Here is a 13,230-nt window from a genome sequence, read left to right as displayed (position 1 = left end):
GTGGCTCGGGTGAGGGCAGGGCTGGAATGTGCGTCTCATGCTAAATCGGCCCTCCGACACCGGCCGTGGGGGTCGTACCGGCCGGACAACGCTCGTCCTCCCCTGGCTACGCCGAGCCGTGGCCACGCCCGTCCAGCAGCGCCAGCAGGCGGCTGAGCTCGTCGCGCTGTGCGGAGGTCAGCGGGGCCAGCAGCTCCTGTGCCGCGGCCCGACGGGCCTGCCTCAGCTCCTCCAGCGCTTGGAAGCCGCCCTGTGTCAGCTCGATCCGGGTCACCCGGCGGTTAGCGGGGTCGGGGGAACGGCGCACCAGGCCGCGCTCCTCCAGTGCGTCGATGAGGCTCGTCACCTGCCGGGGCACCACACCCAGCCGCTCGGCGAGGTCCGCCATCCGGGGTGGCTGGGGACTGTGCGAGACGGTCCGCAGCATCCGGGCCTGCGCGGGTGTGACGCCCACTGGGGCGAAGTTCTGCCGGTGGGCGTGGTTGATCCGCTTGGTCAGGCGCAGGAGCTGGTCAGCCAGGTCGGAGGCGTGTTCGCCGGCGGAGTGCTGGGGCATGACCGCAAGCTATCAGGACAATGTTCATTGTGAGTATAGGTAACGATGAACTATGCTCCGGAATTCCGACGGCGAGCGGCACACGGTGTGACGGGCAGACGGCACACGGGTGTGCCGCACTCGCCACCCCCCGCCCCGCACCACCGATTCCGAGGAGCCCCTTGCGCCATGCAGAGCCCGGCTGGAGGCCGGCACCGAAGGACCCGTCGACGCCCGAGCAGCCCGCGCAGGTGCGCCGCATCCTGCGCCTGTTCCGCCCCTACCGCGGCCGACTGATCCTGGTCGGTCTCCTGGTGGCCGCCTCCTCGCTGGTCTCCGTGGCGTCCCCGTTCCTGCTGCGCGAGATCCTGGACGTCGCCATCCCCCAGCAGCGCACCGGTCTGCTCTCGCTGCTGGCCCTCGGCATGATCCTCACCGCCGTCATGACCAGCGTCTTCGGCGTGCTCCAGACACTGATCAGCACCACCGTGGGCCAGCGCGTCATGCACGATCTGCGCACGGGTGTCTACGCCAAGCTCCAGCGGATGCCGCTCGCCTTCTTCACGCGCACACGGACGGGTGAGGTCCAGTCCCGCATCGCCAACGACATCGGTGGTATGCAGGCGACGGTGACCTCGACCGCCACCTCGCTGGTCTCCAACCTGACCAGCGTGGTCGCCACCATCGTCGCCATGCTCGCCCTCGACTGGCGGCTCACCCTCGCCTCCCTCGTGCTGCTGCCCTTCTTCGTGTGGGTGAGCCGGCGCGTGGGGCGGGAACGCAAGCGCGTCGCCACCGACAGGCAGAAACAGATGGCCGCCATCTCCGCGCTGGTCACCGAGTCACTGTCGGTCAGCGGCATCCTGCTCGGACGCACCATGGGCAGGTCGGACTCGCTCACCCGCGGCTTCGCGGGCGAGTCCGAGCGCCTCGTCGACCTGGAGGTGCGCTCCAACATGGCGGGGCGCTGGCGGATGGCGACCATCGGCATCGTCATGTCCGCCATCCCCGCCCTGCTTTACTGGACGGCCGGCATGCTCACCCACTTCGGTGGCCCGGCGTTCTCCATCGGCACCCTCGTCGCCTTCGTCACCCTCCAGCAGGGGCTGCTGCGGCCGACCGTCTCGCTGCTGACCACCGGCGTGGAGATGCAGACCTCGCTGGCGCTCTTCCAGCGCATCTTCGAATACCTCGACCTGCCCGTCACCATCACCGAGCCCGAGCACCCTGTCGTTCTCCCCTCGGTGCGGGGCGAAGTGCGCTTCGAGAGCGTCGACTTCTCCTACGACGACGACTCCCGTGACACCGACATGCCCGCGAGCGCGGGCACTGTCGGCAGCACCGTCGGGGCGCGGGCCCGCACCCTCGACGGCGTCGATCTGACCGTCCCTCCGGGCAGCAGCCTCGCCGTCGTGGGAGCCACAGGGTCGGGCAAGAGCACCCTCAGCTACCTGGTCCCCCGGCTCTACGACGTGAGCGCGGGCCGCGTCACTCTCGACGGGGTGGACGTCCGCGACCTCGGTTTCGCCACCCTCTCCGAGGCGGTGGGTGTCGTGTCCCAGGAGACGTATCTTTTCCACGCGACCGTCGCCGAGAACCTGCGCTTCGCCAAACCGGCGGCCTCCGACGAGGAACTGCGCGCCGCTGCCAGGGCGGCACAGATCCACGACCACATCGCCGCCCTGCCGGACGGTTACGACACTCTCGTCGGAGAGCGCGGCTACCGCTTCTCCGGCGGCGAGAAACAGCGACTCGCGCTGGCGCGCACCATCCTCAGAGACCCGCCCGTGCTCATCCTCGACGAGGCCACCAGCGCGCTCGACACCCGCACCGAACGTGCTGTACAGGAGGCCATCGACGCGCTGTCGGCCGGGCGGACCACCCTCACCATCGCGCACCGCCTCTCCACCATCCGCGGCGCCGACCAGATCGTCGTCCTGGACGGAGGCCGGATCGCGGAACGGGGCACGCATGAGGAGCTCCTCGCAGCGAACGGCAAGTACGCCGCCCTGGTGCGCCGTGACGGGGAGACGACCGGCGCCGACGCGTCGCCCGACGACCGGGAGCCGGCCGACGTGGTGGTGGGCTGACAGCGGTCAGGAGGGCCCATCGGCCGTAGTGGGCCGCCGCCCGTGGGCCGGCCCCACCGGTGGAGGCCCGCGGGCCGCCTCACCGGAAGAGGCCCGTGGGGCACATCACCGGTAGAGCAGATAACGCCGCCTGGTCCGTTCGAAGTCGCGGACCTCACGGCGCCAGGATCCGGTGACCTCTTCCAGGGACGCGCCCGCGTCGAGCATCTCGCGCAGCCGGGGAGAGCCCGACAGCTTGTCGATCCAGTACGGCCGCTCCGTGTCGGGATCCTTGCGCCAGGCGAAGCCGTCGTACCGCATGGCCTCCCGCAGCATGGCGACAGCGGTCGGCACCGCCTCGTACCGTTCCGGGTCGGTCACCAGGAGCTGGACACCCGCGCAGGTCTTGCCCTCGTGCTTGCTGAAGGTGGGCACGAAGTAGCCCTCACGGAAACGCACACCCGGCAGGCGCAGGGCGTTGAGGCGGTCGCTGTAGTGGTGGTCCAGATAGGGCGCTCCGACGAACTGGAACGGCTGGGTGGTGCCCCGCCCCTCGGACAGGTTCGTTCCCTCGAAGTAGCCGGTGCCCGCGTAAGCGGTGGCGGTGTCGGGCGTCGGCATGTTCGGGGACGGTGGTACCCAGGGCAGCCCCGTGTGCTGCGCCGTCGTACGGGGGGACCAGCCGCGCACCTCGACGATCTCCAGTTCGGCCTTGCCGCCGTCGCCCTCCGCGGGCAGCAGTTCGCCGTTGAAGTAGCGAGCCAGCTCTCCCACGGTCATGCCGTGCTGCTGGATGATCGGCTTGAGGCCGACGCCGGAGGAGTACTCGGGCGTCAGCAGCGGGCCGTCGGCTCTGCGCCCGACCGGGTTCGGCCGGTCGAGGACGACGAAGGTCGCGCCGATGTCCCGGGCAGCGACCATCGCGTGGTACATCGTCCAGATGTAGGTGTAGAAGCGCACGCCCACGTCCTGGATGTCGAAGACGACCGTGTCGACTCCGGCCTTGCGGAAGAGAGCGGCCATCTTCGCCGCGTCGGCGCCGTACGCGTCGTACACCGTCAGACCGGTGCGGGGGTCTTCGAACTCCGGTTCCGACTCGCCCGCTTGCGCGCTGCCCCGGAAGCCGTGTTCGGGGCCGAAGACGCCGACGATGTGCAGCTCGTCCCGTTCGGCCATCGAGTCGACCACGTGCCGCGCGTCCCTGAGCACTCCCGTCGGATTGCTGACGACACCGACCTTCCGACCCCGCAGTACGCGCCACCCGCCGGCCGCCGCCACGTCGGCGCCCGGCGTCACCCGCTGCCCACCGTGTCCGCCCGGTGACCGGCCCGGCGGGGCGGCGACCGCGGTGTGCGCCAGCAGCGGGGTGGCGAGGGCGGCGGCCGTGCCACCGGCCATCAGGGAGCGACGAGAGGGAGTACGGGCCATCAGGAACCGTCCTTCCAACGAGAAGGGTGCAGCGAAGCGGTGAGTGGACGTGGTGAGCGGCCACCTAGCCACGTAGTGGTGGGGCAAGCTAATACGAACGCGTGCACGCCCACCAGGGGGCGCGCAGCGGACAACCCGTGTGCGTCCAGCCGCCCGCCGCGCCAGGATGGTGCACATGCCGACGAACATCACCCTCGTGCGGGGCGACATCACCGAGCAGGACGTCGACGCCGTCGTCAACGCCGCCAACACTTCGCTGCTGGGCGGGGGAGGCGTGGACGGGGCGATCCACCGCAAGGGCGGCCCCGCCGTTCTCGACGAGTGCCGCCGACTGCGCGCCGGACACTACGGGCGCGGCCTACCCACCGGGCAGGCCGTCGCCACCACGGCGGGACGGCTCGCGGCCCGCTGGGTCATCCACACGGTCGGCCCGGTGTACCGGGATTCCGGTGGCGACCCCGCGCTGCTTTCCTCCTGCTTCTTGGAGTCTCTGCGCGTCGCGGACGAACTCGGTGCGCGGACGGTCGCGTTTCCCGCCGTCTCCACCGGTGCCTATGGCTGGCCGGTGGCAGACGCCGCGCGGATCGCGGTGGAGGCGGTGCGCGGGGCGGACACTGCGGTTGAGGAGGTCAGGTTCGTGCTCTTCGACGAGGGGGCGTACGCGGCCTTCGCCGCGCAGATCGACTGACACGGCGGGGTACCGGCCCCTCCGCCGTCTCTCCGAAGCGTGCGTTTCCGCGGCGCCCCAGGGCGTCCTGGCACGGGCGACGGGGCTGACGGCGCGGGCGCTGAAGCGCGCCCCCACCTTCGTTCCGACGGCCGGCCACCCTCACCGCGACAGCGGTCCAACTGCTCCCGCAGCACCGAAGGCGAGCCTGTGACCGACCCGTGGAGGACGTGGAATCACCGTGGCCGGCGGGCGGGTTCGATCAGCTCGGTCGTCCGCAGCACAGCGGCCACCGCGAGCGGATCGTCGCCGTTCTGCCGCGCGGCGACGTCGAGGGCGGTGTCCGCGAACTTGATGGCGTGCTCGTCCCCGTGTGCGGCCGCCTCGGCGAACGCCTCCCGCGGGGTGAGTCCGCCGCCGGCGGGAACGGGCATGCCCTGCGAGGACCCGTAGACGGCGGTGACGGCTGCGCTCGCCGCCCAGGCGGCGTCGACACTGGCGGCCCACAGCTCGTGCGGCAGCGCGGGCAGGACGCGCAGTACGGCGTTGGGGGCCGTCGCCGCGTGCACCAGCATGACGGGTGAGCCGTGCGCGTGGGTGGCGTACCGGTGGGTGGCGGCGCGAACGATCTCCTCCAGGTCGGCGCGGGCACCCTCCGGATCGGTGCTTCCTCCGTGCGGACCGGTGCTCCCTCCTTCTCGCTCCGGCTGGTTTTCGGCCTCCGTCGTGCGCGGTCGCTGGGGGAGTGCGGCGATCCGGGCGAGCCGTTCGCGGATGCCGCCGCTCTGCTGGGAGATCAGCGGTACGGCCTCGTAGCTCTCGTCCGCTGACCCCGCTCGGGGGAGCGGTTCGATCTCTGCCAGCGTGCTGTGCCGTGCGGCCCAGTAACCGAGCGCGTGGGCGAGCTCCGTACGGCGCGGTGCGGTCTCGCCGTCCTCGGTGAGCAGGGCGCGCACGGCGTGGCCCGTCCGGATCACGGGGTGGGTCGCGCCTCCGGCGATGCCGGGCAGCAGCAGCGGCCACCAGAGAGCGAGGACGTCGCGCCAGGGCCGCTCTTCCACCTTGTGGGTGAAAAAGCGCGTCCAGTCCGTCAGGCGGGAGGGGTCGCCCAGCGCCGCACGCCAGTTGGTGTCCGTGACGGGCGCGCGACTCCCCGGCGGGTCCTCCAGCTTCTCCGCGTAACCGTCGAGCCAGCGGTGCGCCGTGCGTGTCTCTCCGTGCCGCACCAGCGCCTCGACCGCCATGGGAGCGTGATTGCTCAGCCAGCCCTCGAACTCGGGACCGGTGGAGTGGAGGCGTTCGAGGGCTTCGTCCAGCGTTCCTGTGGGGTCGCCGTGTCCGAGGCGTGTCGTCGAGGAGTCCATACCGGGACGCTACGGGCGGGCCGCACCGTGCCGGAACGGGCGCGGGACCGAACGCGGTCTGCCTCGGGTCCTAGGACCGGCTCCGGGATCCAGTACCGATGCGGGCTCCGGGACGGACTCGGGGCCCGGGACCGGCCTGGACCCGCCCGCCGCGGCTGTCCGAGCCGGGCCCGGCCGCCCCCCGGAGCGGCCCTCTCAGCTGCGGTGTCCCGAGCGGGCCAGCCACCGGCCGTCCTGGTGAGTGACGTCGATGGGGCGGCCGAAGCACCGGGTCATCAGCTCTCCCGTCAGCACGTCGCCGACGGGGCCGCACGCGCCGACCCGGCCCTCGCGCAGCAGCAGTGCGTGACTGGTGGTCGGCGGCAGCTCCTCCAGGTGGTGGGTGACCGTGACCGTCGCCAGAGCCGGACGGTCCGCGGCCAGCCGGCGCAGCGCGTCGATCAGGTCCTCGCGGGAGGGCAGGTCCAGGGCGTTGAACGGTTCGTCCAGCAGCAGCAGGGACGGCGCGGGCATCAGCGCCCTGGCGATCAGGATGCGGGCCCGCTGCCCGCCGGAGCACACCCCGAAGGGCCGGTCCGCGAGCTCCTTGCACTCCAGCTCGGACAGCAGGTCGTGGGCCAGCTGGCGGGTCTCGTCGTCGTACTTGCGCCACAGCGGCTGCACGGTGCCCGTCGCGCCGGTCAGCACGACGGTGTGCGCCGGCGCGTCCTGGGGGACGCGCTGGGAGGTGGAGACGTGCCCGATGTGGGCGCGCAGCTCTCGCACGTCCACTCGGCCGAGGCGGTTGCCCAGCACCTCGACGGTGCCGGACGTGGGGTGCATGACGGCGCCGATCAGCTTGAGCAACGTCGTCTTGCCCGCCCCGTTGGCTCCCAGGAGTGCCCAGTGCTCACCGGCTCGCACCGACCAGTCGATCCCGTCGAGGATGACCTGGTCCGAGGTCATGCGGCGGACACCGACCCCCTCGATCGAGGCGACCTGGCGGGGCGCGGGCTGGTTCATGGCGGGCCTCCGGTGAGCTCGGGCGGTCGCGGCACCCGGAGGGCTCGCTTCCGGCTGCCGTGCGGGCGACCAGACTAGCTGTACGGTGCAGCAGCCTGCTCGACTGTCTCACCGTCGGCAGGCGTCGGTGCGCTGGCACGCGTCGGCGGAGCGCCGCCTGGGAAGCAGACCTCCACCGCCCCGGCGACCAGGTCGCCCTTCGTCCGCGGCACCGGGCGGGCCGGTGCCGGAAGCAGTAGCTGAGGGAGAGTTCAGGATCGGCTGCGGGCCTTGGCGTACCGTCCCACTGGCGGCAGCCAGCACAGCACCACGGTGACCACGGCCAGCGCGGGGGCTGCGAGGCTGGTCGCGTAGAGCCCTGTCGGCGGGGCGTCCCGCAGCACCAGAACATGCGGGAAGGCGCCTCCCAGCAGCACCGCGACGCTGAGGGCCGCACGGGACCACAGGGAGGCGTTGCGGGCCAGCAGCGCACAGAGCAGCACCAGCAGGGCCAGGGCGACCGCGAACGCCGCACGTGCGGACATGGTGTCCTGCCAGTGGGTGACGACGTCGTCCCAGGCCGTCGGGGACATCCGCTTCAGATCGGCGGACCGGGTGTCCGCCGGGAGACCTACGGCGGAAGGGTCGCTGTCGACCGCGTTGCGCACGTTCTGGTCGGCGAGGTCCTTGCCTCCCAGGTACACCATCGACGCGCTCAGTATGGCGGAGAGGGCCGACAGCGCTGCGGCGGAGAGCATGACGACCATCAGCAGTGGTCTGTTGACCGGTGCGTCGGGTCTGAAGCCGGGTTCCGCGGGCCCGGCGGGGGCCACGGTGTGGGGGGCGGAGATGGGGGAGTGGCTCACGTGCGCGTGTCTCCTTGTGGGAAGCGCTGGGGGAAGATGATCGCGTCGAACTTTTGCACGCACACGCGCCCCGAACCACCGGTTCCGGTAAGTAACTTGAAGAACATCCTCCCCTGACGTCTCCGTGAGCCCGGAGAGTTGGGTGATCGGCGGTCAGAACATCGAGGACTCCTCGCCCACGAGCACGACGTCGAGGGTGCGCGGCCCGTGTACGCCCTCCACCCTGTTCAGCTCGATGTCGCTGGTGGCCGAGGGGCCGGAGATCCACGTCTGCGGGCGGGCGGGATCCAGCCGCTCCAGCGCCTGCGGAACCGAGCCGACGACCTGATCGGGCACCCGCACCACGCAGACGTGATGGTCGGGCACGAGCGTGATGCTCCGCCGCCCCTGGTCCCGTGAGGCGTCCAGCACCAGCGTGCCCGTCTCCGCCACGGCGACCGCGCAGCCGGTCACCACACTGCCGACCGCGTCCAGATCGTGCGGAGTCAACGCCGGCGAGTCCGCGACGTGCTCGAGATCCTGCGGCAGCCAGGCGCCCGGAACCCCGGCCGGAGTCACCACACTGCGCGACCCCTGCCGTGCCAGCAGCTCGGCGACCGTCTCCGGCAGCGAGGCGGGGGAGCAGTGGTGCACCCGGGCCCGGTAGTCGGTCAGGTGCTCCCTCAGCAGCCGAACGGTCTCCCCCGGGCTGCGCTCCCCGTGCACCCGCAGATAGTCGCGGCCGACCGGCGCCTCGTCGGGCCGCTCCCCGCGGGGCACGTCGGCCAGGGCGCGCCGCACCCGGCCCAGCACGGTCTCACGGCTGCTCATCGGACCCCTCCTGTCGGTCCCTCCCGCCGGGCGTTTCCGGCCGTCCCTCCTGACGGACGCTCTCCCCTCCGCTCTTCCCCGCGGCCCCCGCGGGTGTGCGCGTGCGCCGCCACCAGTCACGGAAGGACTCGGGCGGTACCCGGGGCGTGTCCCTGGTGTCCGTCCAGGCGCTGCCCGGCCCCGGCAGCCTGTTCGGCACCAGCCGGCGGGCCCGCGAGGCGAGGCGCTCGCCCGCGCGCAGGGCGCGCGGATGATCGAAGGTCCAGGAGGCCGCCCGCATGGCGGCTCGTTCGGCCGCGTGCCCCTTGGCGGGCCGCACAGTCGTACGCTGCCCGCGGACCGTGACCGTCCCGCCCTGCACGACGCGCTCCCTCAGGTGCACCAGCACCTCGGGGATGTCGATGGCCACGGGGCACACCTCGTAGCAGGCACCGCAGAGCGACGAGGCGTACGGCAAGGACGCGTCCAGGCCGGTCTCCACGCTGTCGAGCTGCGGGGTGAGGATCGCTCCGATGGGGCCCGGATAGGGCGACCCGTAGGCGTGCCCGCCCGCACGTTCGTAGACGGGGCAGACGTTGAGACATGCCGAGCAGCGGATGCACCGCAGCGTCTGCCGGCCCACCTGGTCGGCCAGTGTGTCCGTACGGCCGTTGTCCAGCAGCACCAGATGGAAACTGCGGGGGCCGTCGCCGTCGGCACTGCCCGTCCAGGTCGAGGTGTAGGGGTTCATCCGCTCGGCCGTCGAGGAACGCGGCAGCAGTTGGAGGAAGACCTCCAGGTCCTGCCACGTGGGGACGACCTTCTCGATGCCGACCACCGAGATCAGCGTCTCGGGAAGCGTCAGACACATCCGGCCGTTGCCCTCGGACTCGACGACGACGAGCGTCCCGCTCTCCGCCACCATGAAGTTCGCCCCGGAGATGCCCACCTTCGCGTTCAGGAACTTCTCCCGCAGGTGCAGCCGTGCGGCCTCCGCCAACTGAGCGGGGCTGTCACCGAGCCCGTCCGGCGCGGGCCGCCCCCACCGGCCCATCCTCTCGGCGAAGATGTCGCGGATCTCGCCGCGGTTGCGGTGGATGGCGGGGACCAGGATGTGCGAGGGCCGGTCGTCCCCGAGCTGCACGATCAACTCCGCCAGGTCGGTCTCGTAGGCCGCGATCCCGGCGTCCTCCAGCGCCTCGTTGAGGCCGATCTCCTGGGTCGCCATCGACTTGACCTTGACGACCTCGCGCTCGCCGGTCTCCCGTACGAGCCGGGTGACGATCTCGTTGGCCTCCGCCGCGTCCACCGCCCAGTGCACGGTGCCGCCCGCCGCGGTGACGGCGGCCTCCAGCTGTTCCAGATAAGTGTCCAGATGGCGCAGCGTGCGGTCCTTGATCTGCGCACCGGCCGTGCGAAGCGCCGCCCAGTCCGTCAGCTCCGCCACCGCGCCCGCCCGCTTGTCGCGGATCGTGTGGGTGGCGTGCCGCAGGTTGCCGCGCAGCCGTGTGTCCCGGGTGGAGTCCTGTGCCGCCTGTGGGAAGGGCGGCATGCCCAGGTAGGTGACGCTCACCGTGCCTCCCTGCTCGACTCGCTCGTCACGCCCGACTCGCTCGCCCGGCTCGCCTTGTCGACGCGCACGGCGCTCTCGGCGTGCCTGGCGTGCCCGGCGTCCGTGCCGCCCGTCCGCACCCGAACCCTTTCGCCCGTCGTGCCGGAACTCCAGCCCGGCTCGGGGGCCGCCTCGTTCACCAGGGGGCGTACCTCGTCCGCCACTGGGGCCGCCTCACCTGTCCGCCGCTGAGGTCTCACAGCGGCGCCTCACGCGTGCTCGCCAGGATTTCCGCCAGGTGCACGGGGCGCACCCGCGACCCTGAGCGGGAGAGGACGCCGCCGATGTGCATCAGACACGAGTTGTCCACCGTGCAGACCGACCCTGCGCCGCTCGCCTCGATGTGGCGCGCCTTGTCCGCGCCCATCGCGGAGGAGACGGCCGCGTTCTTCACGGCGAACGTCCCTCCGAAACCACAGCACTCCTCCGCGCCCTCCAGCTCCCTCAGCTGGAGTCCCTCCACCTGTTCCAGCAGTCGCCTGGGACGCTCGCCGAGCCCCAGCATGCGCAGCCCATGGCAGGTCGGGTGGTAGGTGACGGTGTGCGGGTAGTACGCCCCCACGTCCGTGACGCCCAGCACGTCCACCAGGAACTCCGTGAGCTCGTAGGTGCGGGGCACCACCCGCTCCGCCGCCGCGGACAGCACCCGGCCCCGCCCCTCGGCAGCGGCCTTCGCGCCGATGCGCGGGTAGTTGTCCCGCACCATCGCCGCGCACGACCCGGACGGGACGACGATGTGGTCGTACCCCTCGAAGGCGTCGGCATAGCGTTCCACCAACGGCTCGGTCGCGTGCCGGTAGCCGGTGTTGAACTGCGGCTGCCCACAGCACGACTGCGCGTCGGGGAAGTCCACCTCCACACCGAGCCGCTCCAGCAGCGCCACCACGGCCTGTCCCGTGCGCGGATAGAGCGCGTCGTTGATGCAGGTGACGAAGAGCGCTACGCGCACGACGCCTCCCTTCCGTCTCACCTGTCAGCCTTCGCGCCGACCCGCACAGGCTCCACGCCTGTCCGCCGGCTCCATGCCTGTCCGCGCCGGCGACCCTCCGGCCGCCGCCCTGCGGAAGACCGTACGGGTGATCACCGTCGGGCCCTACTGTCGCAGTAGTACGCCGCCAGGCACCAGATCCGGACCACGGACGGGGCGCTCGTCCCAGCTGTCCACCCTGCGTGAGTCGCCAGGGACTCCAGAGGAGTCACGGCACCATTCGTCCGCGTCGGTGGGCCGTGAGTTCAGGCGGCCGCCGGAGCCGTCTGAGCCGCCGGAGTCACGTGAGTCGCCTGACTCGCTGATGCGTCGGTGTCCGAGGGGCCGGCAGTGGCCGTCAGCAGGTCCCGTACCTCCCGCACGGCGGCCCTCCCGGCACGGTTGGCGCCGATGGTGCTGGCCGACGGCCCGTAACCGACCAGGTGAACGCGTGGGTCGCGGACCGCTCGCGTGCCATCCAGCCGGATGCCGCCGCCCGACTCGCGCAGCCGCAGCGGGGCCAGATGATCGACGGCGGGGCGGAACCCGGTCGCCCACAGGATCGTGTCCGCGGCTGCCCGGCTCCCGTCGTCCCACTGGACACCGTCGGCGGTCACGGAGGAGAACATCGGACGCCGCTCCAGAATCCCGCGCTCCCGAGCACGCCGCAGCTCCTCCGTCATGGGCAGTCCTGTCACCGACACCACGCTCTGCGGAGGCAACCCCTGGCGCACCCGTTCCTCCACCAGCGCCACGGCCGCACGGCCCTCCTGCGGCCCGAACTCGCCCGTCCGGAAGAGCGGCGGCCGCCGGGTCACCCACACGGTCTCCCTCGCGACCTCGGCGATCTCCATCAGATGCTGTACCGCCGAGGTGCCGCCCCCGACGACCACCACCCTCCTGCCCACGAAGGCGTCCGCGCCGGGACCCGGGTACTGCGCGGTGTGCAATTGCCGGCCCAGGAAGAGCTCCTGCCCCCGCACCCGCGGCCAGAACGGGCGATCCCAGGTCCCCGTCGCGTTGATCACCGTCCGTGTCGACCAGTCACCGTCCGAGGTCTGCACCAGGAGTCGGCCGCCGTGGCCGGCCTCACCGATCTCCCGCACCTCCCGCACGTCAACGGGGCGCCGGACCCGTAGGCCGAAGGCGTGTTCGTACGCGCGGAAGTACTCTCCGATCACCTCCGCCGAGGGGCGGCCGGGATCGGCTCCGGTCAGCTCCATGCCGGGCAGCGCGTGCATCCCGTGGACCCGGCCGTAGGTCAGCGTCGGCCACCGGAACTGCCACGCCCCGCCGGGCGCGGGCGAGTGATCCAGGACGACGAAGTCCGTACCGGGCACGAAGCCCGTACGCCGCAGGTGGTAGGCGCTGGACAGCCCCGCCTGCCCGGCACCGATGACCACGGCCTCCACAGTCTCCATGCCTGCGCCAACCACACGCGGCCCCGGAACCTTCCCGCGACCCGGACGGCACCCGGCCCCAGAATGGGAGCATGACCGACGCACTCCGCACCCACGTCCTGCGAGTCTCCACCGGCTCGTCCGAGACCGTCCACGACCTCACCCGCGACTGCGAGACTTTCCTCGCCGACGCGGCACGCGGCCGCGACGGTCTGCTCAACGTGTTCGTCCCGCACGCCACCGCGGGCATCGCCATCCTGGAGACCGGTGCCGGCAGCGATGACGACCTGCTCGCCGCACTGCGGGATCTGCTGCCGCCCGACGACCGCTGGCGCCACCGGCACGGCAGCCCCGGCCACGGCCGCGACCACGTCCTCCCCGCCCTCGTCCCTCCCCACGCCACCCTCCCCGTCCTCAGCGGCTCCCTGGAACTGGGCACCTGGCAGTCGATCTGCCTGGTCGACACGAACGGGGACAATCCCAGCCGCCAGGTCCGGTTGTCGTTCCTCGGGTAGCCGCGGCATCGGCACGCAACGCGCATGTCGGCCATTC

Annotated in this window: 13 protein-coding genes; 3 read left to right on the top strand and 10 right to left on the bottom strand. The window is 71.9% G+C overall.

What is annotated here, in order from left to right; genetic code table 11:
• Nucleotides 1-106: 106 nt before the first annotated feature.
• On the bottom strand, nt 107-556 hold the full coding sequence (locus tag DQ392_RS08260; protein WP_114014862.1) for a MarR family winged helix-turn-helix transcriptional regulator: 450 nt from the start codon (nt 554-556) through the stop codon (nt 107-109).
• Between the two features lie 161 nt (nt 557-717).
• Here DQ392_RS08260 and DQ392_RS08255 point away from each other — a divergent pair, with 161 nt between their 5' ends.
• Nucleotides 718-2,625: an ABC transporter ATP-binding protein gene (locus tag DQ392_RS08255; protein ID WP_114014861.1), complete on the top strand. Its 1,908-nt coding sequence runs from the start codon at nt 718-720 to the stop codon at nt 2,623-2,625.
• 105 nt (nt 2,626-2,730) lie between these two features.
• Here the strand turns inward: DQ392_RS08255 and DQ392_RS08250 are convergent, their stop codons facing one another.
• A complete protein-coding gene (locus tag DQ392_RS08250) occupies nt 2,731-4,032 on the bottom strand; it encodes an exo-beta-N-acetylmuramidase NamZ family protein (protein ID WP_114014860.1) in 1,302 nt (433 codons plus the stop codon).
• A gap of 175 nt (nt 4,033-4,207) precedes the next feature.
• On the opposite strand from DQ392_RS08250, the gene DQ392_RS08245 reads away from it, so the two are divergent.
• A complete protein-coding gene (locus DQ392_RS08245) occupies nt 4,208-4,720 on the top strand; it encodes an O-acetyl-ADP-ribose deacetylase (protein WP_114014859.1) in 513 nt (170 codons plus the stop codon).
• A gap of 215 nt (nt 4,721-4,935) precedes the next feature.
• Here DQ392_RS08245 and DQ392_RS08240 read toward each other — a convergent pair whose 3' ends face one another.
• From DQ392_RS08240 to DQ392_RS08205, 8 genes are all read right to left on the bottom strand, one after another.
• Nucleotides 4,936-6,063 carry a questin oxidase family protein gene (locus tag DQ392_RS08240; protein WP_114014858.1) on the bottom strand — a complete coding sequence of 376 codons (1,128 nt, stop codon included), beginning with the start codon at nt 6,061-6,063 and terminating at the stop codon, nt 4,936-4,938.
• A 195-nt stretch (nt 6,064-6,258) separates the two neighbouring features.
• Entirely contained in the window at nt 6,259-7,065 is an 807-nt protein-coding gene (locus tag DQ392_RS08235; RefSeq protein WP_114014857.1) for an ABC transporter ATP-binding protein, read from the bottom strand.
• Nucleotides 7,066-7,316: 251 nt separating this feature from the next.
• The gene (locus DQ392_RS08230) at nt 7,317-7,910 is read right to left on the bottom strand and encodes a hypothetical protein (RefSeq protein ID WP_114014856.1); all 594 of its coding nucleotides are present in this window, start codon (nt 7,908-7,910) and stop codon (nt 7,317-7,319) included.
• A gap of 153 nt (nt 7,911-8,063) precedes the next feature.
• Nucleotides 8,064-8,720: a LutC/YkgG family protein gene (locus DQ392_RS08225; protein ID WP_114014855.1), complete on the bottom strand. Its 657-nt coding sequence runs from the start codon at nt 8,718-8,720 to the stop codon at nt 8,064-8,066.
• Nucleotides 8,707-10,272 (bottom strand): lactate utilization protein B, encoded by a 1,566-nt coding sequence (locus tag DQ392_RS08220; protein ID WP_245981263.1) that lies wholly within the window; start codon nt 10,270-10,272, stop codon nt 8,707-8,709. Before DQ392_RS08220 ends, DQ392_RS08225 begins: the two co-directional genes overlap by 14 nt.
• Nucleotides 10,269-10,475, bottom strand: a complete 207-nt coding sequence (locus DQ392_RS08215) for a hypothetical protein (protein ID WP_114014854.1) — start codon at nt 10,473-10,475, stop codon at nt 10,269-10,271. The genes DQ392_RS08220 and DQ392_RS08215 overlap by 4 nt, the downstream gene beginning before the upstream one ends.
• 32 nt (nt 10,476-10,507) lie before the next feature.
• The gene (locus tag DQ392_RS08210; protein WP_114014853.1) at nt 10,508-11,260 is read right to left on the bottom strand and encodes a (Fe-S)-binding protein; all 753 of its coding nucleotides are present in this window, start codon (nt 11,258-11,260) and stop codon (nt 10,508-10,510) included.
• Between the two features lie 284 nt (nt 11,261-11,544).
• Entirely contained in the window at nt 11,545-12,699 is a 1,155-nt protein-coding gene (locus tag DQ392_RS08205) for an NAD(P)-binding domain-containing protein (RefSeq protein WP_114014852.1), read from the bottom strand.
• 71 nt (nt 12,700-12,770) lie between these two features.
• Here DQ392_RS08205 and DQ392_RS08200 point away from each other — a divergent pair, with 71 nt between their 5' ends.
• Nucleotides 12,771-13,193, top strand: coding sequence for a secondary thiamine-phosphate synthase enzyme YjbQ (locus DQ392_RS08200; RefSeq protein ID WP_114014851.1), 423 nt, complete (start codon nt 12,771-12,773; stop codon nt 13,191-13,193).
• Nucleotides 13,194-13,230: the final 37 nt, after the last annotated feature.

The organism is Streptomyces reniochalinae (genome assembly GCF_003323735.1).
Lineage (GTDB): Bacteria > Actinomycetota > Actinomycetes > Streptomycetales > Streptomycetaceae > Streptomyces > Streptomyces reniochalinae.
Note: the sequence above shows the minus strand (reverse complement) of the source record. Positions and strands in the feature narration are given on the sequence as shown.

What these genes read in the sequence shown, in the direction of transcription:
- DQ392_RS08245 (WP_114014859.1), top strand. Translation starts at nt 4,208, where the DNA reads ATGCCGACGAACATCACCCTCGTGCGGGGCGACATCACCGAGCAGGAC.
- DQ392_RS08260 (WP_114014862.1), bottom strand. Translation starts at nt 556, where the DNA reads ATGCCCCAGCACTCCGCCGGCGAACACGCCTCCGACCTGGCTGACCAG.
- DQ392_RS08205 (WP_114014852.1), bottom strand. Translation starts at nt 12,699, where the DNA reads ATGGAGACTGTGGAGGCCGTGGTCATCGGTGCCGGGCAGGCGGGGCTG.
- DQ392_RS08250 (WP_114014860.1), bottom strand. Translation starts at nt 4,032, where the DNA reads ATGGCCCGTACTCCCTCTCGTCGCTCCCTGATGGCCGGTGGCACGGCC.
- DQ392_RS08235 (WP_114014857.1), bottom strand. Translation starts at nt 7,065, where the DNA reads ATGAACCAGCCCGCGCCCCGCCAGGTCGCCTCGATCGAGGGGGTCGGT.
- DQ392_RS08240 (WP_114014858.1), bottom strand. Translation starts at nt 6,063, where the DNA reads ATGGACTCCTCGACGACACGCCTCGGACACGGCGACCCCACAGGAACG.
- DQ392_RS08225 (WP_114014855.1), bottom strand. Translation starts at nt 8,720, where the DNA reads ATGAGCAGCCGTGAGACCGTGCTGGGCCGGGTGCGGCGCGCCCTGGCC.
- DQ392_RS08200 (WP_114014851.1), top strand. Translation starts at nt 12,771, where the DNA reads ATGACCGACGCACTCCGCACCCACGTCCTGCGAGTCTCCACCGGCTCG.